Origin of the sequence: Acetobacter senegalensis (assembly GCF_001580995.1) — a bacterium.
Classification (GTDB): domain Bacteria; phylum Pseudomonadota; class Alphaproteobacteria; order Acetobacterales; family Acetobacteraceae; genus Acetobacter; species Acetobacter senegalensis.
Genome location: NZ_LHZU01000147.1, coordinates 1 through 21,748 on the forward strand (window position 1 = coordinate 1; position 21,748 = coordinate 21,748).

The window sequence follows — 21,748 nt, forward strand, 5'->3', positions numbered from 1 at the left end:
CGTACGCCTCGCGGCGCCCGAAACCCTTCAGGCAAGCGGAATGTCGGCCTTGAGACGTCATCTCACTACATGCTGACATCATCTTTCATTGCGTAAAAAGTTCGAATATGGCAAAAAAAATCATGATCCGCACAACCAATCCCGCTGTTGGCTTTTGGTGGCGCTCCGTTTCTGGAGCGGCGTGAGGTCTCTTTTGATGACTCAAGTCGCATCAGTCGGCTTGTATTGAGTCATTTTACCAGAACGACTAGTCAGGCTGACGATGGAGGCTTCCGAAGAGGAAACGACCATCATGTCTCTCGGTCCCCAAGAACACTATCCTTTGCCTGACGGATACGCGTTTCGCACAGGCGTTCCCGACGCGGCGACATATTGTCGTCTGCGTAAAATAAGTGGTTTGACCCCGCGCACTTTATGCGCCGTTCAGGCGGGCCTTCCTCATACACTCTACGGGGTGCATGTCGTGCACGGCTCTGACATCGTAGGGATGGGACGGATGATCGGCGACGGTGCGCTCTTTATCCACGTTGTGGACATCGCTGTTGATCCTGCCCATCAGGGGCATGGAATCGGGTCTGCAATCGTGGACGCTATCATGCGTCATATATGCTCCACCATTCCTGCGGAAATATATGTAAGCCTGATGGCTAATGGCGAGGCCTGGCGGCTTTACGAACGATTTGGTTTCTCAAATGTTTTTCCGGATGCGAGAGGAATGGCCATATGGATCGACAGGCCATGACGACAGCCCTTCTCACCATAGACGTCCAGCAGGCGATAGATAGTCCGCTCTCGAGATCATTTAACCTGCAGTTGACTGTCCTGTTTGCGTTTGTGAGTGGAGGGATGAGTTTATTCTCACCTTCAGCACGAACCGCGGATATCGCCACCCTGCCGGTGCTAACGCCTGTCATATTGTGTGAGGCGCTAGACAATGTCGATCTTCCCGCCTACCGGCACATCATGGTGCCAGAGCCATGCGATCCGACCGCGGGATATGTTCCGGCTGCGGAGCGCGATCAGAACCATGTTCAGGGCGTCGGGCTTGCCAAACCGACATATGTCTTTTCCGGCACTTTGTTTCCATCATATCATGTCCAGACGACAAAGCCTGACCGAAGAACAGCGCATGTGTGTCACCAAAAGAAAATTAGGCTCAATCTACGTTCAGAGCCCCCACATAGCCTGCTTGCCGCTTTACAGAGTTCCGTATCGAGATGCGGCGCAAGCAATGGTGATCAGAAGGTAAGAATTGAGCGCAGTGAACAGGAAGACGATCACGGTGCTGCTGGCAGGAGAGACGCGCAGGATCGGATAACTGTCTGTTCGTGAATGGATGTTTGTGGGGATTGCGATCCGGCCCCACTGGTGCGACCTGCCTGCACGCTACTGAAACTAAAAGCCGGGCTATCAATGCTTCAGGGAAATATGGCTTGATCACCTCCGTCTGGCGTTCAGAAAGTAAAAACACGTCACTGAGAGGTTGTTTGAGAAGCCTGCCAGATCGGTCTCGCAGGTCTTTTCGAAACTGAAAGCACTAAACTTTTATCCCAATGGCCCCGCGTTGTGCTTTCAGCCCTCCAAACCCCTTGCTAGATTTCAGCTACTGACTTTTCAAACAACCCCTTACAGCTTCAGTTCCATCGGCAAGCCGATGAAACACATAGGATGGTTCATTGCAGAAGATTAACAACTCCAGCGCCTCGCGTTTTGGCAAACGCGATAAGACCGCTTTCTCCTTGAGACCAAATAAGATTGAAACCATCGGTGGCTTTATGATCATGCCAACGTTTCATAAAATTGAGTAGGCCTTCTGCGTGACCGATATATGTTGGTCTTTCGGGCTGATGCGTCTCTTGCATCATTGCAGGATGAGTAGAACCTCCTGTTTCGGTCGCAGATGTTAATGTGACGGTCAGGTTTGTGATGATTTTTATGTCCTCCTTTTTACGACCTTGCATTAATAGGCACTGATGTATTTCATCTTTGAAGTGGCTTGCATGTGTCATAGTAGGTTGGTCAGTAAATATACATGAGGCGTGGCGTACAGCGAGTTTTTTTCCTGCCTCACTGATGTCGGTCCAAGCTATCGGGATAGGACCGTACGGCGGTCGGGGGACGTCCAAGGGGCCCATGACTGAAAAATGTTTACCGACATGCTGGATCGGTTTGTTATGGCGAGCGTCAACACCAGATCGTCCATTATCGCGTATGATAATGGCTTCGGCAGACCAGCTATTCCAGAGTTTATTTGTCACGTCTATGAATTCACCTGCCCGTTCGTAAGGATCATTGTCTGTCACAATAGAATTATAATGCGCAAGTGTGTCATAATCGGCTACGGGAGTTGCAATCCAAGCTGTGCGGCCATTGCTAATATGGTCAATGGCTGCCAGCCGACGGGCAACGTTATATGGTTCACTGCAGCTTGTTGGCACAGGGATAATCAGCTTGAGTGTCTTGGTTATGGCGGTAAGAGCGGCTGACAACGTGTAGTTCTCGTAAGAAAACCCATTCTGTTTAGATAATTTTTGTGAAAAAGATTCAGGATCAGCGCAGACCAGGGCATCAAAGCCAGCCGCTTCAATAAGGCGGGCCTGTCTTGCCACGTTGGAGAAATTTCCGGGCCATGGACGGACGGTATCTGATTGAAGATCATTTGCGAGAACACATTTCAGATAAAGAGGGTTCATTGTATTGATCCTGACATCGCTTATGTAAAAGCTTTCAAATTGAAATGCTCACGCAAGGTGGTACCTGTATAGGCTGTTCGATATAGGCCGCGTTTTTGCAGGATCGGGATGACTTCATCCACAAACAGGATGTTGGCCTCTAGGGAGGGCCACATGAGCGTGAAGCCGTCACAGCCTTTTCCGGTAAACCATTCGCTTATAAGGTCCGCCATATCCATAGGAGTTCCTGCGTAAGCGAGATGAGCACCTTGCCCAAGAACTTGCCGGGGCGTGAGCCTATGCTTGCGGATAAGGTCGAGATAAAGGTCTGAGCGCCCCCTCATGCCATTGGTGCTTCCCTTGGGAGGTAAAAGTTCAAGGGGGACAGGCTCATCCTGGGGAAGTGTGGTGAGGTCAAACCCTACCATTTCCCGCATGCGGCTGGCGTTTCCCTGATCTGGGCCTGCGCGCGCGGCCAGAAGATCTTCAGCTTCTGAACGCGTGTGGCAAACAATTGGCATAAGGCCGGGCAGGATGTTGGCTTCGTGTGGCGCACGTCCCAGCGTGGCCATCCGCTGGTGTATATCTGAGTAAAAATCTTGTGCGACCGCGAGAATAGGCTGTGCAGTGAAAATAATTTCTGCCCAGTGCGCTCCAAAATCTCGTCCTGCTTGTGACGAGCCCGCTTGCATTCTTACTGGCTGACCTTGAGGAGACGGGGGCATGTTTATATCTCCCTTGACTGTAAACCAGTCCCCCTGATGATCAAGCGTATCTATTCTGTTCGTGTGTGAGCCAGCCCATAAACGGGTGACAATCTGAACCACCTCATGGGCCCGTGCGTAGCGAGTATCATGTTCAAGATGCTCTTTTTTACTGTAATTTTGAGAAACTTTGTCGACAGCGGTTGTCACCATGTTCCAGCCAGCTCGTCCATTACTGATGTGATCGAGCGATGCAAACAGACGCGCCAGATCATAGGGCTCGTTGTAGGTGGTGGAGACGGACGCGATGAGTCCGATATGGCGGGTCATGGTGGCGAGCGCAGAGAGCACCGTGAGTGGTTCCATGGAAAAACCGGCTCGATAGATATAAAAATCAGCCATGAACAAGGCATCCATCAAGCCGCGTTCCGCAAGCTGGGCACGTTCTTCCAGTTGCCTGATATCAAATAACCGACAGGGACTTTCTCCTGGCAGGCGCCACGCTAAATCCAGCCAGTCGATGCATGAATTGAAGTGAATTTTTCTATCGCGCATGATTCATGCTTTCAGGCTTCTTCTTGTCAGATAAAGCAGATAAGGGGCGCCGATCATTGCGATAACAGCGCCGGTAGGGAGTTCAGCAGGTGCGATTATGACGCGGGCCAGGCAATCTGCCGCACCAACCAGAACTGCGCCGATAAGGGGAGCGAGAAGAAGATTGGGTCGTGTAAGATGGCCCACAAGTAATCTGGCCATATGGGGGGCGATGAGTCCGACATAGCCAATCGGGCCCGTGCATGACACGCAAAGGGATGCAACAGCAATGCCGATACCGCCAGCCAGAAGGCGCGTTGTGTTAACATCAAGCCCGAGGCCGTGGGCACTTTGATCGTTTAGGCACAGTAATCCGATAAGCTCTGCTATCAGCCATACGCAGGGGAAAGCCACTACCAGTGTGACAGCGAGAAGAGAGGTGGTTGACCACGATGTTCCATAAGGGCTGCCGATCAGCCAAATGAGTGGATTTCCTGTAAAGCGGGACTGAATGAGTAAGATCTGGGTGAACGCACCACACAAGGCAGCCACTGAAATGCCGATAATACTAAGCCGTCCGGGAGAAAGACCCAGGTGCCACGCCATTGCATAGACAGCACCGCCCGAACATAGCCCACCAGACAGGGCGGAAAGACCGATTGCGTAAGGCGGAGCTGCAGGAACAAGAGCCAGCAGGAGGAGAGAAGCCGCCGCCGCTCCACCACTGACACCGACAACGCCGCTATCCGCCAAAGGATTACGCAATACGGCTTGAAAAAGCGTGCCTGCCAGTGCAAAACCAGCCCCCACCAAAAAGGCATTACATAAGCGTGGCAGACGAATATTCCATACAATACGCTCTGCTATACTCCCTTTTGCACCATGAAGTGCTTGCAGTAATTGAGAGACTGACAGCGAATAACCGCCGACCCATGCAAGTCCGGCTATCAGCAACAGGATAATCAGAGACAATATGAATACTGCGATAAGCCACAAGGGAGCGTACGTAATACGGGGGAGAAAAAAGCGAGATGTCTGTCCCTCACTCAGAATAACTCCACGGTCCCCGTGCGATTGGTGCAGAACCAGCCAAAGCAGGAAAGGAGCTCCAATCATGGCAGTAACCGCGCCCACTGGAGGCGTATCAGTCAAGCTGCCAAGTTGATAGGTCAACGTATCGGCTGCAAGAAGGAGCGATCCTCCCCATAAGATGCAGGCTGGCAGTATGATCGCGTGCCTTCTGATCCCTGCCTGTTTTACCAGATGCGGCACGACAAGGCCGACAAAGCCGATTGGTCCAGTCACCGCAATGGTTATGCCGCTCAAGATCAAGATAAGAGCAAAGACTATACCGCTAACCAGACGCGTTTTTTGGCCCAGTCCACGGGCTGCATCACTGCCTAGCCGTGCGACATCAAGCTGGTGGGCCATGAGCAATGCAAGCAAGAGGCTTACGGTAATCCACGGCCAGACAAGTTGCAGATTGTCCCATCCATTTTGTCGAAGTGAACCCGCGTTCCAGCCGATAATCTGACGAGACTGCTCTTCGTGCAGAATAAGAAGGGCCTCCGTTAGACCGTTAAGAGACATGCCGACGAGCAGGCCACTTAGCAGCATACGTAATGGGGGGGCACTTCTCCCCCCTGCAATCAACCCCACAAGAAGAACAGCACAAAGTCCGCCGCTTATAGATACAAGGAATGGGTGGTCGGCCATAAGGAGGGGGGCAAAAATAACAGCCAAGACGATAAATAGAAAACTGCCTGCGTGAATGCCCAAGAGACTAGGAGAGACAATCGGATTTCGTAGAATGCTTTGCGTCAGCGCGCCTGAGACAGCAAGAGCGCCTCCTGCGATACACCCCATAATAGCTCGAGGTAACCTGAACCCCAGAATGATGTCTGTCGTCAGATTTTTCTGGGTGTCAAAAAAGGCGTTAAGTATGGCTGCAAAATTGATGGAAGCTTCGCCTTGGGTGATATTGAGAGCAAATGTAAAGACGAGCGCCAGCGCCCCACATAAGAGTACGATGTATTCGCTTTGCCGCTGTTTGGTCATCATGATTGGAACGCAGAAACAACATCTGCCTGAAATAAACGTGTGCTCAGGGGAGCATTATGGATAAGGCGGTAAGGAATGGAATGTAGACGTTTTTCACGGACAAAGCGCAGATTACGCCAGATGGGAGTTTGAATAAGCCGCTCCATTCCTTTTTCGTTGAAGGGCATGTAAAGGAAGTCGGCATTTTCAAACTCCATAAGCGTTTCAACGCTGGTGACGGTAAATCCTTTCTCACGGTAGCGTTCATCATTGCAGGCATAGGAAAAGCCAAGTCTTTTCAATATTTGGGCGGGTAGGGCGTTCTGGTTGAACAGCATAATTTCCGCACCACGGGCTCCGGCATTGATGTTGCCTAACACGACAGGTTTTGATGTTAGTCCAAGGGTCGCGAGCCTTCGGTATCCCGTGTCCAGCGCAGTATCGAGCATTTTGCAGAAATGGTCTGCTTCCGTTGCCCGCCCCACAAGTCGCGCAATGGTGCGCAGATTGGACAGCATGGTGGTGAACTGGTCAGAATGTCCTGACGGATAAGATGCGAAAGCAGAGACGGGCGCAATCTCTTTTAGCAATGAGAGATTTTTTTGAACATTGGTTATATTGCCCAGAATAAGATCTGGCTGCAGCGCCATGATCAACTCGATATTGGGGCTGGAAGACAAACCGAGGTCCTGCACGGAATATGAGAGTTCAGGCGCTGAGTTTCCTGTAAATTTACGATAATTTTCCGGGCTGGTAACGCCAACAGGCTGTACGCCGAGGGCTAACAAAAATTCGATACTCTGCTGGTCTAATGCCACGACACGGCTGGCGGTTTTGTCCACACACGTCTCGCCAAGATCATCATGTATGCAGTGATCTTCTGCTTTGGCATTGCAGAAGGGGAGAAGACTGAGGACCATGCTCCCCAGAATATGTCGTCTGTAATACGTCATGATGTCTTGTCCGTTCGCAGGGGAAGGAGACGACCGGGAATGAACCACGGACGACCTGTGGCTGAATCTATGTGAATTTCAGCCTGTATGCCGAACACCTGTTCCAGTATCTTCGGTGTCACCACTCTGGAGGGTGTGTCATCTGCGTGAATTGTACCGTCACGTAGTGCAATGATACGATCAGAATAACGTGCTGCAAGATTCAGATCGTGGAGCACCATGACAACAGTGCGTCGGTAATCCCGGTTCATGTGCTGAAGGAGGTCGAGCACCTCAATCTGATGGCTGATATCAAGATATGTGGTGGGTTCGTCCAGAAACAGAATATCGGATTGCTGGGCCAAGGTCATGGCAATCCAGACCCGCTGACGCTGACCGCCTGAAAGCTGCTCGGCAGGGCGTGCGGACAGTTCCTTCACGGACGCCATCTCCATGGCCTGATCTATGGCTCGTTCATCTTCCTGAGAGCGCAGACCTGTAAAACCAAGATGCGGAAAACGACCTAAAGCAACCAGCTCTCGGACACTGAGCCCCTCAGGGACGAGAGGGGCCTGTGGCAAAAAGGAAAGGCGTCTGGCTGTGGCACGGGAACCGGTGTGACGGATTTCCTGTTCGTCAAGAAACGCCTTTCCATCTTTTAGCCGGATTTGACCGGCAAGAGCTTTAAGGAGAGTTGATTTGCCGGAGCCGTTGGGCCCGACGAGTGAAATCATAGTCCCGCACTCTATGGAGAGTGTGAGCTCCCGTATGACGGAGGTCGTCTGGTAGGCGATTTCGATCTTTTCTGCGCGAATAATGGGCATGAAGATCAAAATTTCATACCGATGGAACCAGAAATTGTCCGTCGGCCAACATAATCGCAATAACTGGAGCTCAGGCAGCCGCCAATGGCTTTGCGGTCTGCCAAATTCGTGGCCGAGAGCGTGAGTTTTAGATGTTTCCACGGAGATGGAACTGTCGCAAAATCATAGGAGATCATGCCGTCTACCAGGACATAATCTGGAATACGCATGGCGTTGGCGCCATCTGCAAACATCCGGCCCATGTAACGGGCCCCTCCGCCAATGGAAAGCCCCTTCATGGCACCGGACGAAAAGCGGTAGTCGAGCCAACTTGTAACCATATTGTTGGGAGTATCTGTAGGAATATTTCCCTGATAGCCGTCATTACTACGTGTAACCCGTGCATCCATATAAGTGTAGCCGATGGTTGCATTCAGTTCATTCGTCAGGCTGATTTTACCTTCTAACTCCACTCCTCTGACACGCACTTTTCCTGTTTGAACCGAGAAGTTTCCGCAATCAGAAAGCTGCGGTGCTGCCGAGCAGGTATGGGCATTATCCGCTGTGGTGACATTTGTGCGTTCCAGATTGAAAAGAGATGCGGTGAAAAGGCTGTTCAGCCCTTTTGGCTGGTATTTGGCACCGACCTCAATCTGCTTGCCCATACTTGGTTTGAATGCCTGATTAAAATAGTCGGTTCCGCTGGTGGGTTCGAATGAGGTTGAATAACTTACATACGGTGAGAGACCAAAATCGAATAGATAGACGAGGCCAACACGGCCGGTAAAAGCATGGTCTTTTTGGGTGCTGTCGCTATTGGTCAGGTAGTTATCAGTTTTTGTTCTTGCCCAGTCCTGCCGCAAGCCAGCCAGAAGCCGCCATTTTCTGAATGCGATTTGATCCTGGGCGTAGACACCGTACTGCTCCTGAATAAGCGTGTTATCAGACCGCTTAATCAAGGTGGGGATGGTCAAATTACCGTAAGTTGGATGGTTTAGATCCAGATTAAGAGCCGCACTGGTACCCTGACTGGTCATATTGTCTGAGCTGAAAATACGATAGTCGAAACCGGCAACAATGGAATTATGTATTGGGCCAAGTGCGTACCTGTAAGCCAGGTTACTATCAACTTCGATCCCCTCTGTTGTGGCAGTTTGATACATGGCTGTGCGGGAAATGGTCTTCTGGTCGGCAAGCAGGCTGCCGGGCGAGAGGGTGTGGGTGTTCGTATCCACGTACATCAACCGTGTATTCTGACGAAATTCCAAATTTTCGATAATTTTTTGATGAAAATCATAGCCAAAGGAGGCCTGTTTCCTGTTGTAGTCGCAGTAGGAGCGATCACACGTATAAATATAGCGACGGAAGCGTCCATTTACGTTGGGCAGGATGGTCCCTACAGACGGTAGATAACCGCTTGAGTTACCTTGGGGGTCGATCTGCAAATTGACCATGACGGTCAGCGATGTTTTTTGGGTTGGTGTCCATTTTAACGATGGTGCCAGCGCAAAACGTTCTGGTGTGCCGTAGTCACCTTTAAGGCCCGCCTTGCGGGCAATCGCCTCAATACGGTAGGCAAAATGCCTATCCCTCAGCGTGCCTCCAACATCCACATTGCCTTCGTAAAGATTGTAGGCACCGATATTGATGCGGCCACTCTGGAAAGTTTCTCCTGTGGGACGCTTGGTGACCATATTAATTAGGCCGCCTGAGCCATTCTGGCCATATAAAACAGACGCAGGACCTTTCAGCACTTCCACACGTTCAAGGAAGTAAGGATCCACTTGGGCAACAGCAAGCGTACCCGAGGGAGTTAACTGTAGGCCATCCTGATAAATATTGTTGATACTGTAAAAGCCACGAATACGGATGCGATCAAAATAGGTCGTGCTAGGCTGAACACCGCTCACCACGCCAGGAGTGTAGCGTAGAGCGTCTGCTAATCTCTTGGGCTTGAGGCGCTCCATTTCCTCGGCAGTGATAACGTTGATAGTCTGAGGCGTTTCTACCAGAGAGGTGTCCGTCTTGGTCGCTGTGGCACTACGTTTGGCAACAAAACCTTGCACGGGGCCCCACGCAGACTCACTCGCTCCCCTCACGGAGACAGGACCAAGCGCAATGGCGCCATCGGGCGTGTAAGCTGCAGTATTTGTGGGATCCGCCATAAGGGCGGCGGCATTTGTCGAGATAATACGGGCACGGAGGCCGGTACCGGAAAGCAATGTTCTAAGTGCTTGCGATGGAGGCATTACCCCGGAAACGGGGGAGGCCATTTTGCCTTGCGCCAAAGAAGACGGGTAACTGATCTGCCACCCAGTTTGGCTTAGAAACGCATTTATTGCTTCTGGAAGAGGTTGGGCAGGAAGCGAAAATTTTTCGCTTTTTTCTAGATTTACCGTCGACAGTGGCGCTCCTTGCGCTGTTGCCTGTGCGCAAGCCAGTTGTGGTTGCAAGGTAACAAAGGCGCAGCTTAAGAGAGAAGGGGTGAGCAAAGCGTGTATTAAGTATCTGTGGTGACCTGTCTGCCCGTAAGTTGCTACGCCCATTACGTTTCCGGAGCTTTTTATCACTATTTACACCTTTTTTCTGGCGATTTTCCTGCGTTGTCCGGCACGCAAGTTTCGTTCTTTCATCTCCTTGACGTTTCAGCTGCACTAAGTCGGAAAAAAAATAGCGATATTTTTGAGTAGGCGTTGCGAGGTTGGCAACACCACATGACATCAACGTGTCGCCCCCTATTTTTTTTGATTGCAATTAATAATCACAATCAATAATGGGTGCAGGGTATTCGGGAAAGTGCACCTGTTATTTCTCAGGGTAGTTTGCAGGGTGGGAGTATGAGCGGATGTCTCCGGCGCTGAACGTTATCTTCAGATTGCGCCGCCAGTCTCTTATTCTGTCGTTGTTAAGGATTGTAAGAGATCCACATACGGCTGAAGATCTGGCGCAGGAAGCCTATATTCGCGTATGCCGAGCGCTAGAGGCTGGAGGTGTGGAGCGTGTGGAGCCATTCCTGCATCAGACAGCCCGTAATATCGCGTTTGATCATCAGAGGCGATGCAAGGCGCGTAGAAAAATAGAAGCAGTTTCGCTTGATGATCAAATGGTGGACATTATTGCAGATGATACACCGTCCGTTGAGCGGATATTGCAAGACCGGCAACGGTTGAAACTGCTCCGGCAAACGGTATCCCGGTTGCCACGTAGAACACAAATTGTAATGCATCTGAGCCGTATAGAAGGGTGGACTAATCGCAGGATTGCCGCCCATCTAGGGGTCTCTGAACGTACCGTATTTAACGATCTGAAAATGGCGCTGGCGCATTGTGTTGAGCAGATGGGCGGATTTGATGGTGATTGATCTGTCGTTTCAGATTTTATTTTCTTTGCCTGTTTGTGAAGTGGGAAGCGTCTAAGGTATAATACTTCCTGCACGCAGCACGAATTACGGGCATTGGATAGGTTTAAGTGGAACAGGACAATTCATCCAAGGACAGGCTTGATAGCGAAAGCATGGATAATGCCAAGCTGCAGGACGAAGCATTGGAATGGTTTGTAAGGTTACTCGGTCAAGAAGTAGATCAGCCAACGCTCCATGCTTTTGAGCGCTGGCATGGCCGTAGTTCCCGTCATGCTCAAGCATATTTAGTTATTGAGGCAATGTGGCAATCCAGAGCTTTCGAGAATGCTGTAGGTGAGTTTTCCGAGGTTGCAGGTATAGAGAGGATTCACAAGCAAAAATCCAGGCGTGGCAGGCCATTAAAACAGTACGTCTGTCTGGCCGCTGCTGGGTTCGCGGCTGTAATGGTATGTGTATGGACGCTTCCTGAGGTTATTCTTCACTGGCGCGCGGATTATGTTACGGTCGCCGGACAGCAAACTGGTGTTGTTCTCCCAGATGGCTCAAAAATGACGATGAATACGGACTCTGCTGTAGCGATCAATTTCCATGATGGGCACCGGAAGGTAACTCTTTTGCAAGGAGAAGCCTTTTTTGATGTCCGGCATGATGCCATGCATCCATTTCTGGTAACTGGACCATTTGGTATTACAAAAGTTACAGGAACCGCTTTTTCCGTTAGGATTGATAGGCAGCAAGATCGCGTTATTCTGGAACGGGGGCATGTTGATGTGCGGTTGCGTAGTGGAGGTGGGGGACACACGCAGCTTGATCCTGGGGAAATGGTGACAGCATCTTATCAGCAACTTTCAGGAGTAACGAAGTCCGATCCATCTATAGCTTTGGCTTGGCGTAATGGTCGTCTTGTTTTCGACGCTCAGCCATTTACGGACGTTGTGCATGAGTTATCCCGCTACTACGCTGGGAGAGTTTTCATCATAAAGAGTGGGCTTGAAAAAAGTCTGGTTAGCGGAAATTTTAGATTAGATGATATAGAAAGCGCGTTTCGCACTCTTTCCGAGTCCTGTGGGGTCACAATTACATATTTACCAGGCGGTACAATTCTTTTCCGTTAATTTTGATCTTTATTATATGATAAAAATCAAAAACTCTCCTACATAAATTCTGTAATTGGGGGCCTTTTGATTACCATATGCTCGGGGATCGGCTACGTGAGGAGGCCTCCAAGCGCTTTGAAACGGCTAATATGGCACCATTTGCGCGAAATCCTGTAATTTGACGACACGTCGCTGCAAGGGCCCATGGCACTGTGTAGAGATCTTGGCTGGTGGTAAAACGCCCCACTTTGGTTAAAATGCAGAGAGGGCAACACTAAAACGGATCATCGGTCTGCGTATCTCGAAATAGAAAACATCCCGACAGAATTTCATTAATTGTTCTTTGGTTCTTTCAAGTTCAGTTTTTGAACAAGAAAATCCATTATATGATTACGAAGATCCGAATAGCCTTTCTGGTGATGTATTTCTGCCCGTGACCTCTCCTTGGGGAGAGGGTTCTGAACAACTTCTGCTATATGTGCGTTTGGCCCTGAGCTCATTAACAAAAGGCGATCAGCTAAAAGAATGGCTTCGTCGATATCGTGAGTAATCATGAACACGGTTTGGTGTGTTTGTGCGCAAATATTCAGGAGTTCATCTTGAATTACGCCACGTGTTAGAGCGTCAAGCGCACCGAAGGGTTCATCCATCAGCAGCAGTTCCGGCGTTGTCGAAAAAGCACGCGCTATACCCACACGTTGTCGCATACCGCCAGAAAGTTCTGATGGGCGTTTATGCATGGCTTCTTTCAGACTGACCAGACCCAGATAATGTTCCGTCATGTTTTTCACGTCACCGCGCTGCATGCCAGGATGGCGGGACCGTATAGCCATGGCAACATTTTGCTCAACCGTTAGCCATGGCATAAGGGCATGACCTTGAAACACAACGCCCCGATCAAGTCCTGGTCCTCTGATCGTATGGCCATTTATTGAGACTTGCCCCGAAGAGGCACTTTCAAGGCCCGCCAGAATGTTGAGGATTGTACTTTTTCCACACCCAGAATGTCCGATCATGCAAACAATTTCGCCACGATCAATACTGAATGAAATATCTGAGAAAACTGGAACACCGCCTTTTGTGTAGCGTTTCTCTAGGGTATCAACAACGACAAGATGGTCGGGCTTATTCGGCTCATTCTGCATAACTGACGCTCCGTTGAAGAGCCGCGAACGCTGTATCCAAAATCATTCCCGTTACACCAATGAGTAACACAGCGAGAATAACATTGGAGAGTGAAAGGTTATTCCATTGGTTCCAGACAAAATACCCAATGCCAGAACTCCCGACGAGCATTTCTGCTGCCACAATCGCTAGCCACGCAATACCGAGCCCAACACGCATACCGGTGACAATGGTTGGGGCCGCTGCAGGAAGAATGATAAGCCATAAGCGTCGAGCCCAACTCAGTTCCAGTGTGCGCGCGACGTCAAGCCACTCCTTTCGCAATCTGCTGACACCAAAAGATGTGTTGAGTAATATCGGCCAAATGGAACAGATGAAGATTACAAAAATACCGCATTCTTCAGCATCTTTAATGGTGTAAAGAGCAATTGGCATCCATGCCAGTGGTGAGATGGGTCGCAGAATCTGAATAAATGGATTTAGCCCGGCCCGTAAAATGGGCAGTTGACCTAACAAAAGGCCTAAAGGAACGGCAACAATCACAGCAAGTCCATATCCGATAAGAACTCGGTACAGTGAAGCGCCTAACTGCCATCCAATTCCGCGGTTATTGGCATTTGTGTTATGAAAGGGTGATTTCAATTCTTGCCACGCATCGACGGCAAATTGTCTTGGAGAAGGGAAGTTGTGGCTAGCCTGCTGTGTTGCAGGCGTATGGCCCATCAACATCTCATATTCTGCATTCTGTGCCGAAGAACTTCCAACATGAGTCTCAAACGGGAGTGTCAGGTATTGCCATGTCAGCAATAAAGCTAAAGTAAGGAGAACGCTGAGTGCAAAACCTTTTAATTTATCAGTTCTCCTCATCATGGTTGGGTACCAACTGCTGATGAAGGTAACTGCGGAGGAAAAGTTTTTCCTAAAATCTTAAATACCGGGTAATTATTGTCGTCCGGTAATGGAAGGTCGGCTAAAGCGAGGGCGGACGCTTGATGGCGGACATCAGGCAGAAGAAAAATCTGTTCCACAATTTTTTGGCTATCAACAGTGGAAGGAATGTAGCCCCAGCGTTGCATTTGTTCCATCATCCACAATCCAGAAGAATAATAGGGAAAGGGGCTAAACTCAGCACGATGTGGATTGTCCTGAACTTTTCCAAGACCGTCGGCATAGTGCCCGGTTAGTCCTTGCCGAATGACCAGTTCAGAATGGTTCAGGTATTCTGGTCTGGAAAGGATCTGCGCGGCTTCAAGGCGATTTTCCATGTTATGCATGAAGGCGGCAGCGCGGATCATGGCACGCTGTACCGCAGCATAAGTGTTGGGATTTTCCGTAATAAATTCTTCTGTCATGCCAAGTGCGCAGCAAGGGTGACCATCCCATATTTCGGCGGTCAGAATATGTAAAAATCCGATTTCCTCTATTACTGCACGTTGATTGAACGGCTCCGGACCTAGAAAGCCATCAATATTTCCGGCGCGGAGATTCGCGACCATCTCTGGCGGTGCAGTTACACGAAGTGTCACATCATGATCAGGGTCCAGGCCGTAGTGGGAAAGGTAAGCCCTGAGCATGAGGTTATGCATTGAAAATTCAAAAGGAATAGCAAAAGTCATTCCTTTCCAATTTTGTGGATCGCGACGGTTTCTATGCTTTAGCGCCAGTGTGATGGCTTGCCCGTTAATATTTTGCATCGTGACAGCACGAACAGGATGCGGGGCGTGTCCGGCCCCTGTTGAAAGAGCAAGAGGCATGGGAGAAAGCAGATGCGATGCGTCAAAATTACCGTTCAGGAGGTTATCCCGTATAAGAGCCCAACCTGCGGTTTTTTTCAGATCAACTGTAATCCCTTCATCCTGAAAAAAACCTTTTGCCTGCGCCATAATAAGCGGTGCTGCACAACTGATCGGCACAAAACCAATTTTCAGAGTATTTTTTTCAACCGGACGTTTTGTCGCGGCAAGTGAGGGTGTCGCTGTTCCAAGGAGTGCTGCGCCTAACGTGCCAGCTATGAAACCTCGGCGAGACAAGCCATGTAAGCCACCACATGGGCATGGAAGAACGGGAACAGTCGTCGTGCACGCCAAGCTGGATGACTCTGTTTGCAGCAAAGAGCGATTTGAGTTTGGTTTCATGCAGTCAGGCTTTCAGCGTTGCCGTAATGATGCCGCCTTGCTTCTGCTGCATAAGCAGTCGGAAGGGTGTCGCCTCCACAACATCCCATTCGGCTCTTGGGTCAGGTGTTCCCCTTAATTCCAACGGCATAATCCGGCTTTTCAGGCGAATGGGAGGGCTGGTATGCTGATAACCAGCGTGTGGCAGGCCCAGAAGAGAGTGCGCAATGGCATCGGCTTGAGCGGCGATTGGTGCAATATAGCGGCACGTCTGCCCATTCAGGCTGATGCAATCTCCCAAAGCATAAATTGATGGGTTACTTGTCCGAAGTGTTGCTTCGTCAACAATAATACCCTGTTTAGTTTGAAGGTCTGCCATATGGGCTAACCTTAAATCAGTTTCCAGGCCGATCGTGGAAATAACAATTTCAGCGTCGCACTTGTTTCCTGATGAGAGAATAATAGTTTTACCAGCAGGGGAAGGTTTAACAATATCAACTGTTGTATTGGTTATGATTGTGACGCCACGTTGGCGCAAGCGTTGCTGCAACAGCATTCCTGCCTGGGATGGAAGCAGAGATTCAAGCGGGTAGGGGCCTTGAGTGATGAGCGTAACATCATGCCCAGCCGTTGCCGCATCTTCTGCGAGTTCACAGCCAACCAGTCCTGCGCCAACAATGACAATACGACGCGACTGTGAGCCGATTTGCGCGCGGAGCCCTAGCCAAGCATCAAGCGTGTTGATACGCCAAACCATGTTGGCGGGAAGGGAGGGCAGGGAAATAGGTCTGGCACCTTGCGCCAGCACCAAGCTTTTGTAACGGAGCGTACCGCGTGTAGTACGTAAGCTCCTCCGTGAAGCATCCAGCCCGACTGCTACTGTCTCGGCCATCAGGCGAATATTCAAACGGGCCGCAGCCTGCAGGCCTGTTTCTTTGCGGAGTTTTTCGTGTGTCAGGTTGCGGGAGAGAGCGACTGAAAGTTCAGGCTTTGTATAAATATCGCCGGAACAGGCGGTCACCAGCGTGATGGGTACCGTTGCATCCAGTTCACGCAGTTTTCGGGCTACACTCCACCCTGCTGTGCCGCCCCCAAGAATAACAATGGAATCAGTTCGCGATCGTGTAATCACCGGTGCCAGGATAGGTTGCTGCGCAGAGGGTGAGCTTGGACTGTAAAGCTCGAAATCTGCTTTTGTGACGCCGCATAACGGGCAATACCAGTCATCAGGAATATCTTCAAAGCGCGTGCCGGGCGCTATGCCACTATCCGGATCCCCTTTTGCTTCGTCATAAATCCATCCGCAAATTGTGCAGATATATGTTCTGACAGAAAGATCTTCTGGAAGCCTCGGGGATGAAGGTGTCACGATGGCAACTCTTCTTTGGCGAGTTGCGCCATTTCTGACCGCAAATGCTTGATGGCAGGTGTCACGATTGCGACGAACTGGGCTTCCCGCATTCTCCTTTGCGGTGCTGCACTGCTTAGATACCCACGTGCCCCCTGATGCAACATCGCTGATTGCGCCGCACGCAAGGCAAGTTCAGATCCCTGCTCACGGGCATCAAGAATATTCAGAAAATAGTCTTTCCCCGGATTTTTTGGAATTTGCGCCAGTTTCAGAACGCGCTCTAGCAAATCATTCACTTCTGCTTGAACGGAATCGGGACGATCTTCCAGATACTGATTTACATGGCCCAGCGGCCCCTCAACAGCACGCATACTGTCGATAGCCCCCTGAATGATCCCGACAGCCATGCCGCACTGAAGCAGGAGAAACGGAATTCTAATATGTTGCAGCAGGGCTCCCGCCGGGGCAGCGATAACGTCCCGATCAGGAATAAAATGGTTTTCCAGCCGAATACCCCAGGTGCTGGTTCCTTCCATGCCTGAAAAATGAGGACATTTGAAAAGCATATCCGGTTTATCAAACCGAAGGAGAAAAAGCACTCTCTCAGTTTCATGAGCATTCAGGCTTGCAACGGCTCCGCAATACTGTCCAGGTGCAATATGACTAACCCAAGGGAGTGTGCCACTTACGGTATATCCACCTGAAACAGGGGTGGCGTGTAGGGCAATTTTTTCAATTCCCGCCTGCGCCTTGATGGGGTTGGAAAGAGCTGTTCCGCCAAACTGTTCAGCCGCAAGATGTTGCCTGAGCAATGTGTCGTGCAATGCTGCTTCAGGCGCTGCAGCAAGATAAAGTGCACAGGCCATGTGGCACCACACAAGAAAGCCAGTTGAGCCGCATACACGCGATACTGAAGCTACTCCCTGGATAGCTTGGGCGAGATCCGGGTTTGCCCTGTTGGAGAAAGGAGAGAACAGCCCTGCATCTGCAAGGTCTTTTAGAATATCAAGCGGATAATAACCTTCCAGATCAATTTTGACCGCAAGTTCTGTCAGGCGATCAGTAGCAATCTGGTTAACTCTGCCCAGCACATCGTTCCCTTCTTTGCCAGCAAAGTGCGGTAATGAGGGGCGCATATCAGGTGATGACTTGGAGAGGTGCTGGGTCATGATTATGGTTCAGTCGGTCAAGCTGACGGTCAGCGGGACCGGGTTGCGGAGTGTGTTGGCGACCGGTGAGAATGTATTGGCATGTGCGACAATCTCGTCGAGAACATCGCGTGGTGCATCTCCTTCTACGTTAACGCGGACGCGAACCTGCTTGAATCCCATTTCCTCAGGTTTACGGTCTGCGCCACCCGCGCCCCAGGCGGCTGTATTTCCAATGTCACCTTCCAGCCAGAGTTCAAGTTTGCTCAGCTTGACCTGGCGGTATGTTGCAACGGCAGTAATGCCGACTGCCAGACACCCGCCGAGGGCCGAAAGTACGATTTCACCCGGGGCTGGCGCGGTGTTCTGGCCGAAGAGATGCAGGGGTTCATCAACTACAACCGGCGCGTGGTCTCCCACATAACTGAGTGTCCGGTATTGTCCTTCGGTCACTGTATGAACCTTATTAGTCCCAAAATTATCAGGGTTCGCTTTGCCTTTTTCAGCAAATTTAAGAAGACCATCCCGGTCAATCGGACGAAGATATGTGGTTACAGTTGATGTTTCAGGCATTTCCCACTCCATAAATAACGATTAAAAACGTTATTATCATTCAATATCGTTATTTATGGGTATACCGGTCAGTCTATGTCGTCAACAACCAAATTGCGTGGTAGGAAAAGACCATGGATCACACTCTTTCTCTTCTCCTGCCGACCTACGCGCCTGAAACAGAAGGTTCCGCTTCAAATCGGGATGCCGGGGATGCACTCGTCACGGCAGCTATCTGGCTGTTCTGCAGGAACGGCATAAAAAACACTGGCGTCGAAAAAATCATTTCTCGCGCAGGTGTCTCAAAGATGACGCTTTACAACCGCTTTTCGACCAAAGAAGGATTGGTTGCAGCCGCCGTGGAGAAGGAAGCTCAACAGTGGAGAGATTGGCTTTTTTCATATGTAAATGGCGGAGAGGCTGATCCGCACTATGGGCGGATACCGTTGGTTTTTACGGCTTTGTTCGAGTGGTTTTCACGGAAGGACTATTTCGGTTGCCTGATCATGAAAGCAGCCATTGAATTTGAAGGAGAGTCCCCAGAAATCACGCGGATATTTAATGCGCATAAAACAGCAATGAATGGGTTTCTGGTCGATTTATGTGAGGATGTAGGTTTAAGAGAAAGTAATGTCCTTGCATCTATGTTAATGACCCTCATAGATGGAAGCATTATTAAGTCTCTTCTTGCAAAAGATCCGAGGTTCGGTTTGGAGGCAGGAGCAATGGCAAAAATCATACTTGATTCATTTTTGATTGCGCCAATATCCACTGAATGAAACTGTCAATATGTCTTTTCTTGTTCAGGGAGGAAGAAAGAAAATAACCTCGTCTGCTTTTTATTGGCTTATTATTCAAAACAATAACCTGATCTGTTTTTACTAAATCATCAATCAGAGGCCTCCAGCCCAGCGCAATGCCTTGGTTCTGTAAAACTGCTTGAAGTAAGAGTGGGTAATTTCCAAAGAAAAGGCCATTCTTTGAATATGACTTTAAAGAGCATGATGCATCGACCGCTTGAAACCAGTCTGCCCAGGTAAACCACTGGTGGTCAGGGCCGCTTAAATGTAAAAGCTTTGCCTCAAGCAGATCGTGTGGATGGTTAAAGGGGCCGGCTACCTTCAAATATACCGCACTGCAGATAGGAACAATTTCTTCCTGAAATAGGCAGATAGTCGATATATCGTGTGTTTGCGGCTTTTCCCCGAAAAGAATGGAAACATCATGCTGGGTGTTTCGATGGTCTATCCTGGCATCTCGTCTAGCTTGTGTTGTCAGGAGGCTGACATCAATTTCTGGATGTTTTTCTTCAAAGTCTGACAAACGGGGCAAAAGCCAGTTTGCTGCAAATCCGTAATCGGTCAGAATTGTTAGTGTTTCACGAGAACTGCTGCCGTGAATTATTTCCATGGTGCCATATAACTGAGTCAGCACATCAGTTGTCGTTGTATGTAACATTTGGCCATAGCGGGTGGCTGAAACGCCCCTATGGCGCCGCTCAAACAAGACAACTCCTAAAAGCTTTTCCAGTTGCGCAACCTGCTGGCTGACTGCGGGTTGGGTCATGCCAAGCTCAAGTGCCGCCGTGCTGAAGCTGCCACATCGACCGACAGTCTCAATCAGGCGGAGTGAGCGTAACAGATAGTCTGCTTGATTCGGTGTCATAAGGCGTGCTTATACAACATATATAAACGTAGATACATCAAAAATAACGCAATTAATGGTTTATTTTTATCAATTAAAACTATTTTAAATAGTGAAAAATGATAACGGAAAGAGAGACAGTGACACAAAGCGTTCCGCTGAATTTTCTGGTTGTGGTGGCAGACCAGCTCACGGCCCTTGCGTTGCCTGCCTACCTTGGCGGACGCGACCCTTCACCTGCAAACGTGCCAAACCTGAACCGTTTGGCAGAACGTGGTACCGTTTTTACCAATGCGTATACGGTTAGCCCTTTGTGCGGGCCTTCTCGTGGTGCGTTCATGACCGGCCTTATGCCCTCTAAAAGCGGTATTATGGATAATGGCAGTGAATGGCATTCAGACATTCCAACGTTCGGCCACAGGCTGCGAAATGCCGGATATCAAACCATTCTTGCAGGAAAGATGCATTTTGTCGGCGCGGATCAACTTCATGGTTTTGAAGAACGGCTGACAACGGATATTTACCCGTCAGATTTTACCTGGGTGCCAGACTGGCAGAACAAAGAAGACCGGCCAGACTGGTACCATTCCATGGATTCCGTTCTGAATGCCGGACCAGTGCTGCGGAGCAACCAGATTGATTTTGATGAAGAAGTTGCTTTTGCGTCGCGGCGGAAGTTGTTCGACCTGGCTCGGCAGAGAGACGACAAACGACCGTTTTGCATGGTTGTGTCTTTTACTCATCCGCACGACCCATTCAATATTACACCGGAATGGTGGGATTTGTATGCAGAAAGCGATATCCCTCTGCCTCGGGTTCCAGATTCAGTAGAAAAACATCCCGCCGAAGAGCGTATTCGTGCGGCATGCGGAATTGATGTACAACGTCCTTCCGACGCCGATATTCTGCGTGCAAAGCGTGCTTACTATGGCGCTATTTCTTACATTGATCATCAGCTGGGGCAACTGGTCGATGTATTGCGCCAAACAGGCTTGGACAAAACCACCGCCATCATTTTCACCAGTGATCATGGTGAAATGCTTGGTGAGCATGGGCAGTGGTATAAAATGTCCTTTCGAGAAGGGGCCAGCCGCATCCCGCTTCTTGTCGTTCTCCCGGAAGGGACGTCACGGCATGTCGATCAGGCTGTTTGTCTGGCTGATGTGGGCGAGACAGTCTGCGGGCTGGCCGGTGCGCCGTCAGCCCCAGGAGTAACAGGCAGAGATTTAACGCCCCTTCTTAAAGGCGAGAAGGCTTGGGCGGATGAAGTGTTCGGTGAATATCTTGGAGAAGGGACATTTGAGCCAACTGTCATGATCCGTCGTGGCAAATGGAAATTTCTCTATACGCCGCACGACCCTGATCAATTATATGATCTGGTGGATGATCCAGATGAAGTAAGCAATCTTGCACATCTTCCTGCTTATCAGGACAAGGTAAAGGCTTTTCAGGCCGAAGCTCTTCAACGGTGGAATTTTGATCAGCTTCGTCAAACTGTAGTGCTAAGTCAGCAAAGGCGGGCGCTTGTAAAACGTGCCTTGGCGACAGGCCGCTGTACGGCGTGGGATTATCAGCCCCCGGCTAACGCACATCGTGCCTATATCCGCCATCATAAACCTTTGGAACAGCTTGAAGCAGAAGCCCGGCTGTTACCACAGGGTATTGGGTAAT

19 protein-coding genes are annotated in these 21,748 nt (G+C 49.9%); 6 read left to right on the forward strand and 13 right to left on the reverse strand.

All coding sequences use genetic code 11. The features are described from left to right. The first annotated feature begins 292 nt into the window (after positions 1-292). Both AD948_RS15800 and AD948_RS15805 read left to right on the forward strand, forming a co-directional pair. Positions 293-742 (forward strand): GNAT family N-acetyltransferase, encoded by a 450-nt coding sequence (locus tag AD948_RS15800; RefSeq protein WP_061472721.1) that lies wholly within the window; start codon positions 293-295, stop codon positions 740-742. Beyond that, on the forward strand, positions 739-1,332 hold the full coding sequence (locus tag AD948_RS15805) for a hypothetical protein (protein ID WP_156479067.1): 594 nt from the start codon (positions 739-741) through the stop codon (positions 1,330-1,332). Before AD948_RS15800 ends, AD948_RS15805 begins: the two co-directional genes overlap by 4 nt. A 341-nt stretch (positions 1,333-1,673) precedes the next feature. Here AD948_RS15805 and AD948_RS15810 read toward each other — a convergent pair whose 3' ends face one another. The 6 genes from AD948_RS15810 to AD948_RS15835 are packed head-to-tail and all read right to left on the reverse strand — an operon-like array spanning position 1,674 to position 10,231. Further along, entirely contained in the window at positions 1,674-2,693 is a 1,020-nt protein-coding gene (locus AD948_RS15810; RefSeq protein WP_061472640.1) for an LLM class flavin-dependent oxidoreductase, read from the reverse strand. 20 nt (positions 2,694-2,713) lie between these two features. Next, positions 2,714-3,931 carry an NtaA/DmoA family FMN-dependent monooxygenase gene (locus AD948_RS15815; RefSeq protein ID WP_061472641.1) on the reverse strand — a complete coding sequence of 406 codons (1,218 nt, stop codon included), beginning with the start codon at positions 3,929-3,931 and terminating at the stop codon, positions 2,714-2,716. 3 nt (positions 3,932-3,934) lie between these two features. After that, the gene (locus tag AD948_RS15820) at positions 3,935-5,971 is read right to left on the reverse strand and encodes an iron ABC transporter permease (protein ID WP_061472642.1); all 2,037 of its coding nucleotides are present in this window, start codon (positions 5,969-5,971) and stop codon (positions 3,935-3,937) included. After that, positions 5,968-6,903, reverse strand: coding sequence for an ABC transporter substrate-binding protein (locus AD948_RS15825; protein WP_050942407.1), 936 nt, complete (start codon positions 6,901-6,903; stop codon positions 5,968-5,970). The genes AD948_RS15820 and AD948_RS15825 overlap by 4 nt, the downstream gene beginning before the upstream one ends. Further along, positions 6,900-7,706 (reverse strand): ABC transporter ATP-binding protein, encoded by an 807-nt coding sequence (locus tag AD948_RS15830; protein ID WP_061472722.1) that lies wholly within the window; start codon positions 7,704-7,706, stop codon positions 6,900-6,902. The genes AD948_RS15825 and AD948_RS15830 overlap by 4 nt, the downstream gene beginning before the upstream one ends. Positions 7,707-7,711: 5 nt before the next feature. Further along, entirely contained in the window at positions 7,712-10,231 is a 2,520-nt protein-coding gene (locus tag AD948_RS15835; RefSeq protein WP_082782483.1) for a TonB-dependent siderophore receptor, read from the reverse strand. A gap of 299 nt (positions 10,232-10,530) precedes the next feature. Here AD948_RS15835 and AD948_RS15840 point away from each other — a divergent pair, with 299 nt between their 5' ends. Both AD948_RS15840 and AD948_RS15845 read left to right on the forward strand, forming a co-directional pair. Then, on the forward strand, positions 10,531-11,046 hold the full coding sequence (locus AD948_RS15840) for an RNA polymerase sigma factor (protein WP_058988649.1): 516 nt from the start codon (positions 10,531-10,533) through the stop codon (positions 11,044-11,046). A gap of 107 nt (positions 11,047-11,153) precedes the next feature. Next, positions 11,154-12,161 carry a FecR family protein gene (locus tag AD948_RS15845; protein ID WP_156479068.1) on the forward strand — a complete coding sequence of 336 codons (1,008 nt, stop codon included), beginning with the start codon at positions 11,154-11,156 and terminating at the stop codon, positions 12,159-12,161. Between the two features lie 314 nt (positions 12,162-12,475). Here the strand turns inward: AD948_RS15845 and AD948_RS15850 are convergent, their stop codons facing one another. From AD948_RS15850 to AD948_RS15875, 6 genes are all read right to left on the reverse strand, one after another. Beyond that, the gene (locus tag AD948_RS15850) at positions 12,476-13,288 is read right to left on the reverse strand and encodes an ABC transporter ATP-binding protein (protein WP_061472645.1); all 813 of its coding nucleotides are present in this window, start codon (positions 13,286-13,288) and stop codon (positions 12,476-12,478) included. After that, entirely contained in the window at positions 13,278-14,138 is an 861-nt protein-coding gene (gene ntrB / locus AD948_RS15855; protein ID WP_156479069.1) for a nitrate ABC transporter permease, read from the reverse strand. The genes AD948_RS15850 and ntrB overlap by 11 nt, the downstream gene beginning before the upstream one ends. Continuing rightward, positions 14,135-15,298 (reverse strand): CmpA/NrtA family ABC transporter substrate-binding protein, encoded by a 1,164-nt coding sequence (locus tag AD948_RS15860; RefSeq protein WP_061472646.1) that lies wholly within the window; start codon positions 15,296-15,298, stop codon positions 14,135-14,137. The genes ntrB and AD948_RS15860 overlap by 4 nt, the downstream gene beginning before the upstream one ends. Before the next feature lie 109 nt (positions 15,299-15,407). Further along, a complete protein-coding gene (gene rd, locus AD948_RS15865) occupies positions 15,408-16,751 on the reverse strand; it encodes a rubredoxin (protein ID WP_061472647.1) in 1,344 nt (447 codons plus the stop codon). After that, on the reverse strand, positions 16,748-17,902 hold the full coding sequence (locus AD948_RS15870) for an acyl-CoA dehydrogenase family protein (RefSeq protein ID WP_082782484.1): 1,155 nt from the start codon (positions 17,900-17,902) through the stop codon (positions 16,748-16,750). Before AD948_RS15870 ends, rd begins: the two co-directional genes overlap by 4 nt. A gap of 9 nt (positions 17,903-17,911) precedes the next feature. Further along, the gene (locus AD948_RS15875) at positions 17,912-18,454 is read right to left on the reverse strand and encodes an OsmC family protein (protein ID WP_061472724.1); all 543 of its coding nucleotides are present in this window, start codon (positions 18,452-18,454) and stop codon (positions 17,912-17,914) included. 113 nt (positions 18,455-18,567) lie between these two features. On the opposite strand from AD948_RS15875, the gene AD948_RS15880 reads away from it, so the two are divergent. Further along, a complete protein-coding gene (locus AD948_RS15880; protein ID WP_061472649.1) occupies positions 18,568-19,212 on the forward strand; it encodes a TetR/AcrR family transcriptional regulator in 645 nt (214 codons plus the stop codon). Here the strand turns inward: AD948_RS15880 and AD948_RS15885 are convergent. Beyond that, entirely contained in the window at positions 19,169-20,098 is a 930-nt protein-coding gene (locus AD948_RS15885; protein WP_061472650.1) for a LysR substrate-binding domain-containing protein, read from the reverse strand. The two genes, AD948_RS15880 and AD948_RS15885, sit on opposite strands and share 44 nt — an antisense overlap. A gap of 119 nt (positions 20,099-20,217) precedes the next feature. Here AD948_RS15885 and betC point away from each other — a divergent pair, with 119 nt between their 5' ends. Next, positions 20,218-21,747, forward strand: coding sequence for a choline-sulfatase (betC, locus tag AD948_RS15890; RefSeq protein ID WP_061472725.1), 1,530 nt, complete (start codon positions 20,218-20,220; stop codon positions 21,745-21,747). Position 21,748 lies beyond the last annotated feature (1 nt).

Bases quoted from the DNA above. Each gene is read 5' to 3' on its own strand.
- AD948_RS15800 (WP_061472721.1), top strand. From the start codon at position 293: ATGTCTCTCGGTCCCCAAGAACACTATCCTTTGCCTGACGGATACGCG.
- AD948_RS15805 (WP_156479067.1), top strand. From the start codon at position 739: ATGACGACAGCCCTTCTCACCATAGACGTCCAGCAGGCGATAGATAGT.
- AD948_RS15810 (WP_061472640.1), bottom strand. From the start codon at position 2,693: ATGAACCCTCTTTATCTGAAATGTGTTCTCGCAAATGATCTTCAATCA.
- AD948_RS15815 (WP_061472641.1), bottom strand. From the start codon at position 3,931: ATGCGCGATAGAAAAATTCACTTCAATTCATGCATCGACTGGCTGGAT.
- AD948_RS15820 (WP_061472642.1), bottom strand. From the start codon at position 5,971: ATGATGACCAAACAGCGGCAAAGCGAATACATCGTACTCTTATGTGGG.
- AD948_RS15825 (WP_050942407.1), bottom strand. From the start codon at position 6,903: ATGACGTATTACAGACGACATATTCTGGGGAGCATGGTCCTCAGTCTT.
- AD948_RS15830 (WP_061472722.1), bottom strand. From the start codon at position 7,706: ATGCCCATTATTCGCGCAGAAAAGATCGAAATCGCCTACCAGACGACC.
- AD948_RS15835 (WP_082782483.1), bottom strand. From the start codon at position 10,231: ATGGGCGTAGCAACTTACGGGCAGACAGGTCACCACAGATACTTAATA.
- AD948_RS15840 (WP_058988649.1), top strand. From the start codon at position 10,531: ATGTCTCCGGCGCTGAACGTTATCTTCAGATTGCGCCGCCAGTCTCTT.
- AD948_RS15850 (WP_061472645.1), bottom strand. From the start codon at position 13,288: ATGCAGAATGAGCCGAATAAGCCCGACCATCTTGTCGTTGTTGATACC.
- ntrB (WP_156479069.1), bottom strand. From the start codon at position 14,138: ATGATGAGGAGAACTGATAAATTAAAAGGTTTTGCACTCAGCGTTCTC.
- AD948_RS15870 (WP_082782484.1), bottom strand. From the start codon at position 17,902: ATGACCCAGCACCTCTCCAAGTCATCACCTGATATGCGCCCCTCATTA.
- AD948_RS15875 (WP_061472724.1), bottom strand. From the start codon at position 18,454: ATGCCTGAAACATCAACTGTAACCACATATCTTCGTCCGATTGACCGG.
- AD948_RS15880 (WP_061472649.1), top strand. From the start codon at position 18,568: ATGGATCACACTCTTTCTCTTCTCCTGCCGACCTACGCGCCTGAAACA.
- AD948_RS15885 (WP_061472650.1), bottom strand. From the start codon at position 20,098: ATGACACCGAATCAAGCAGACTATCTGTTACGCTCACTCCGCCTGATT.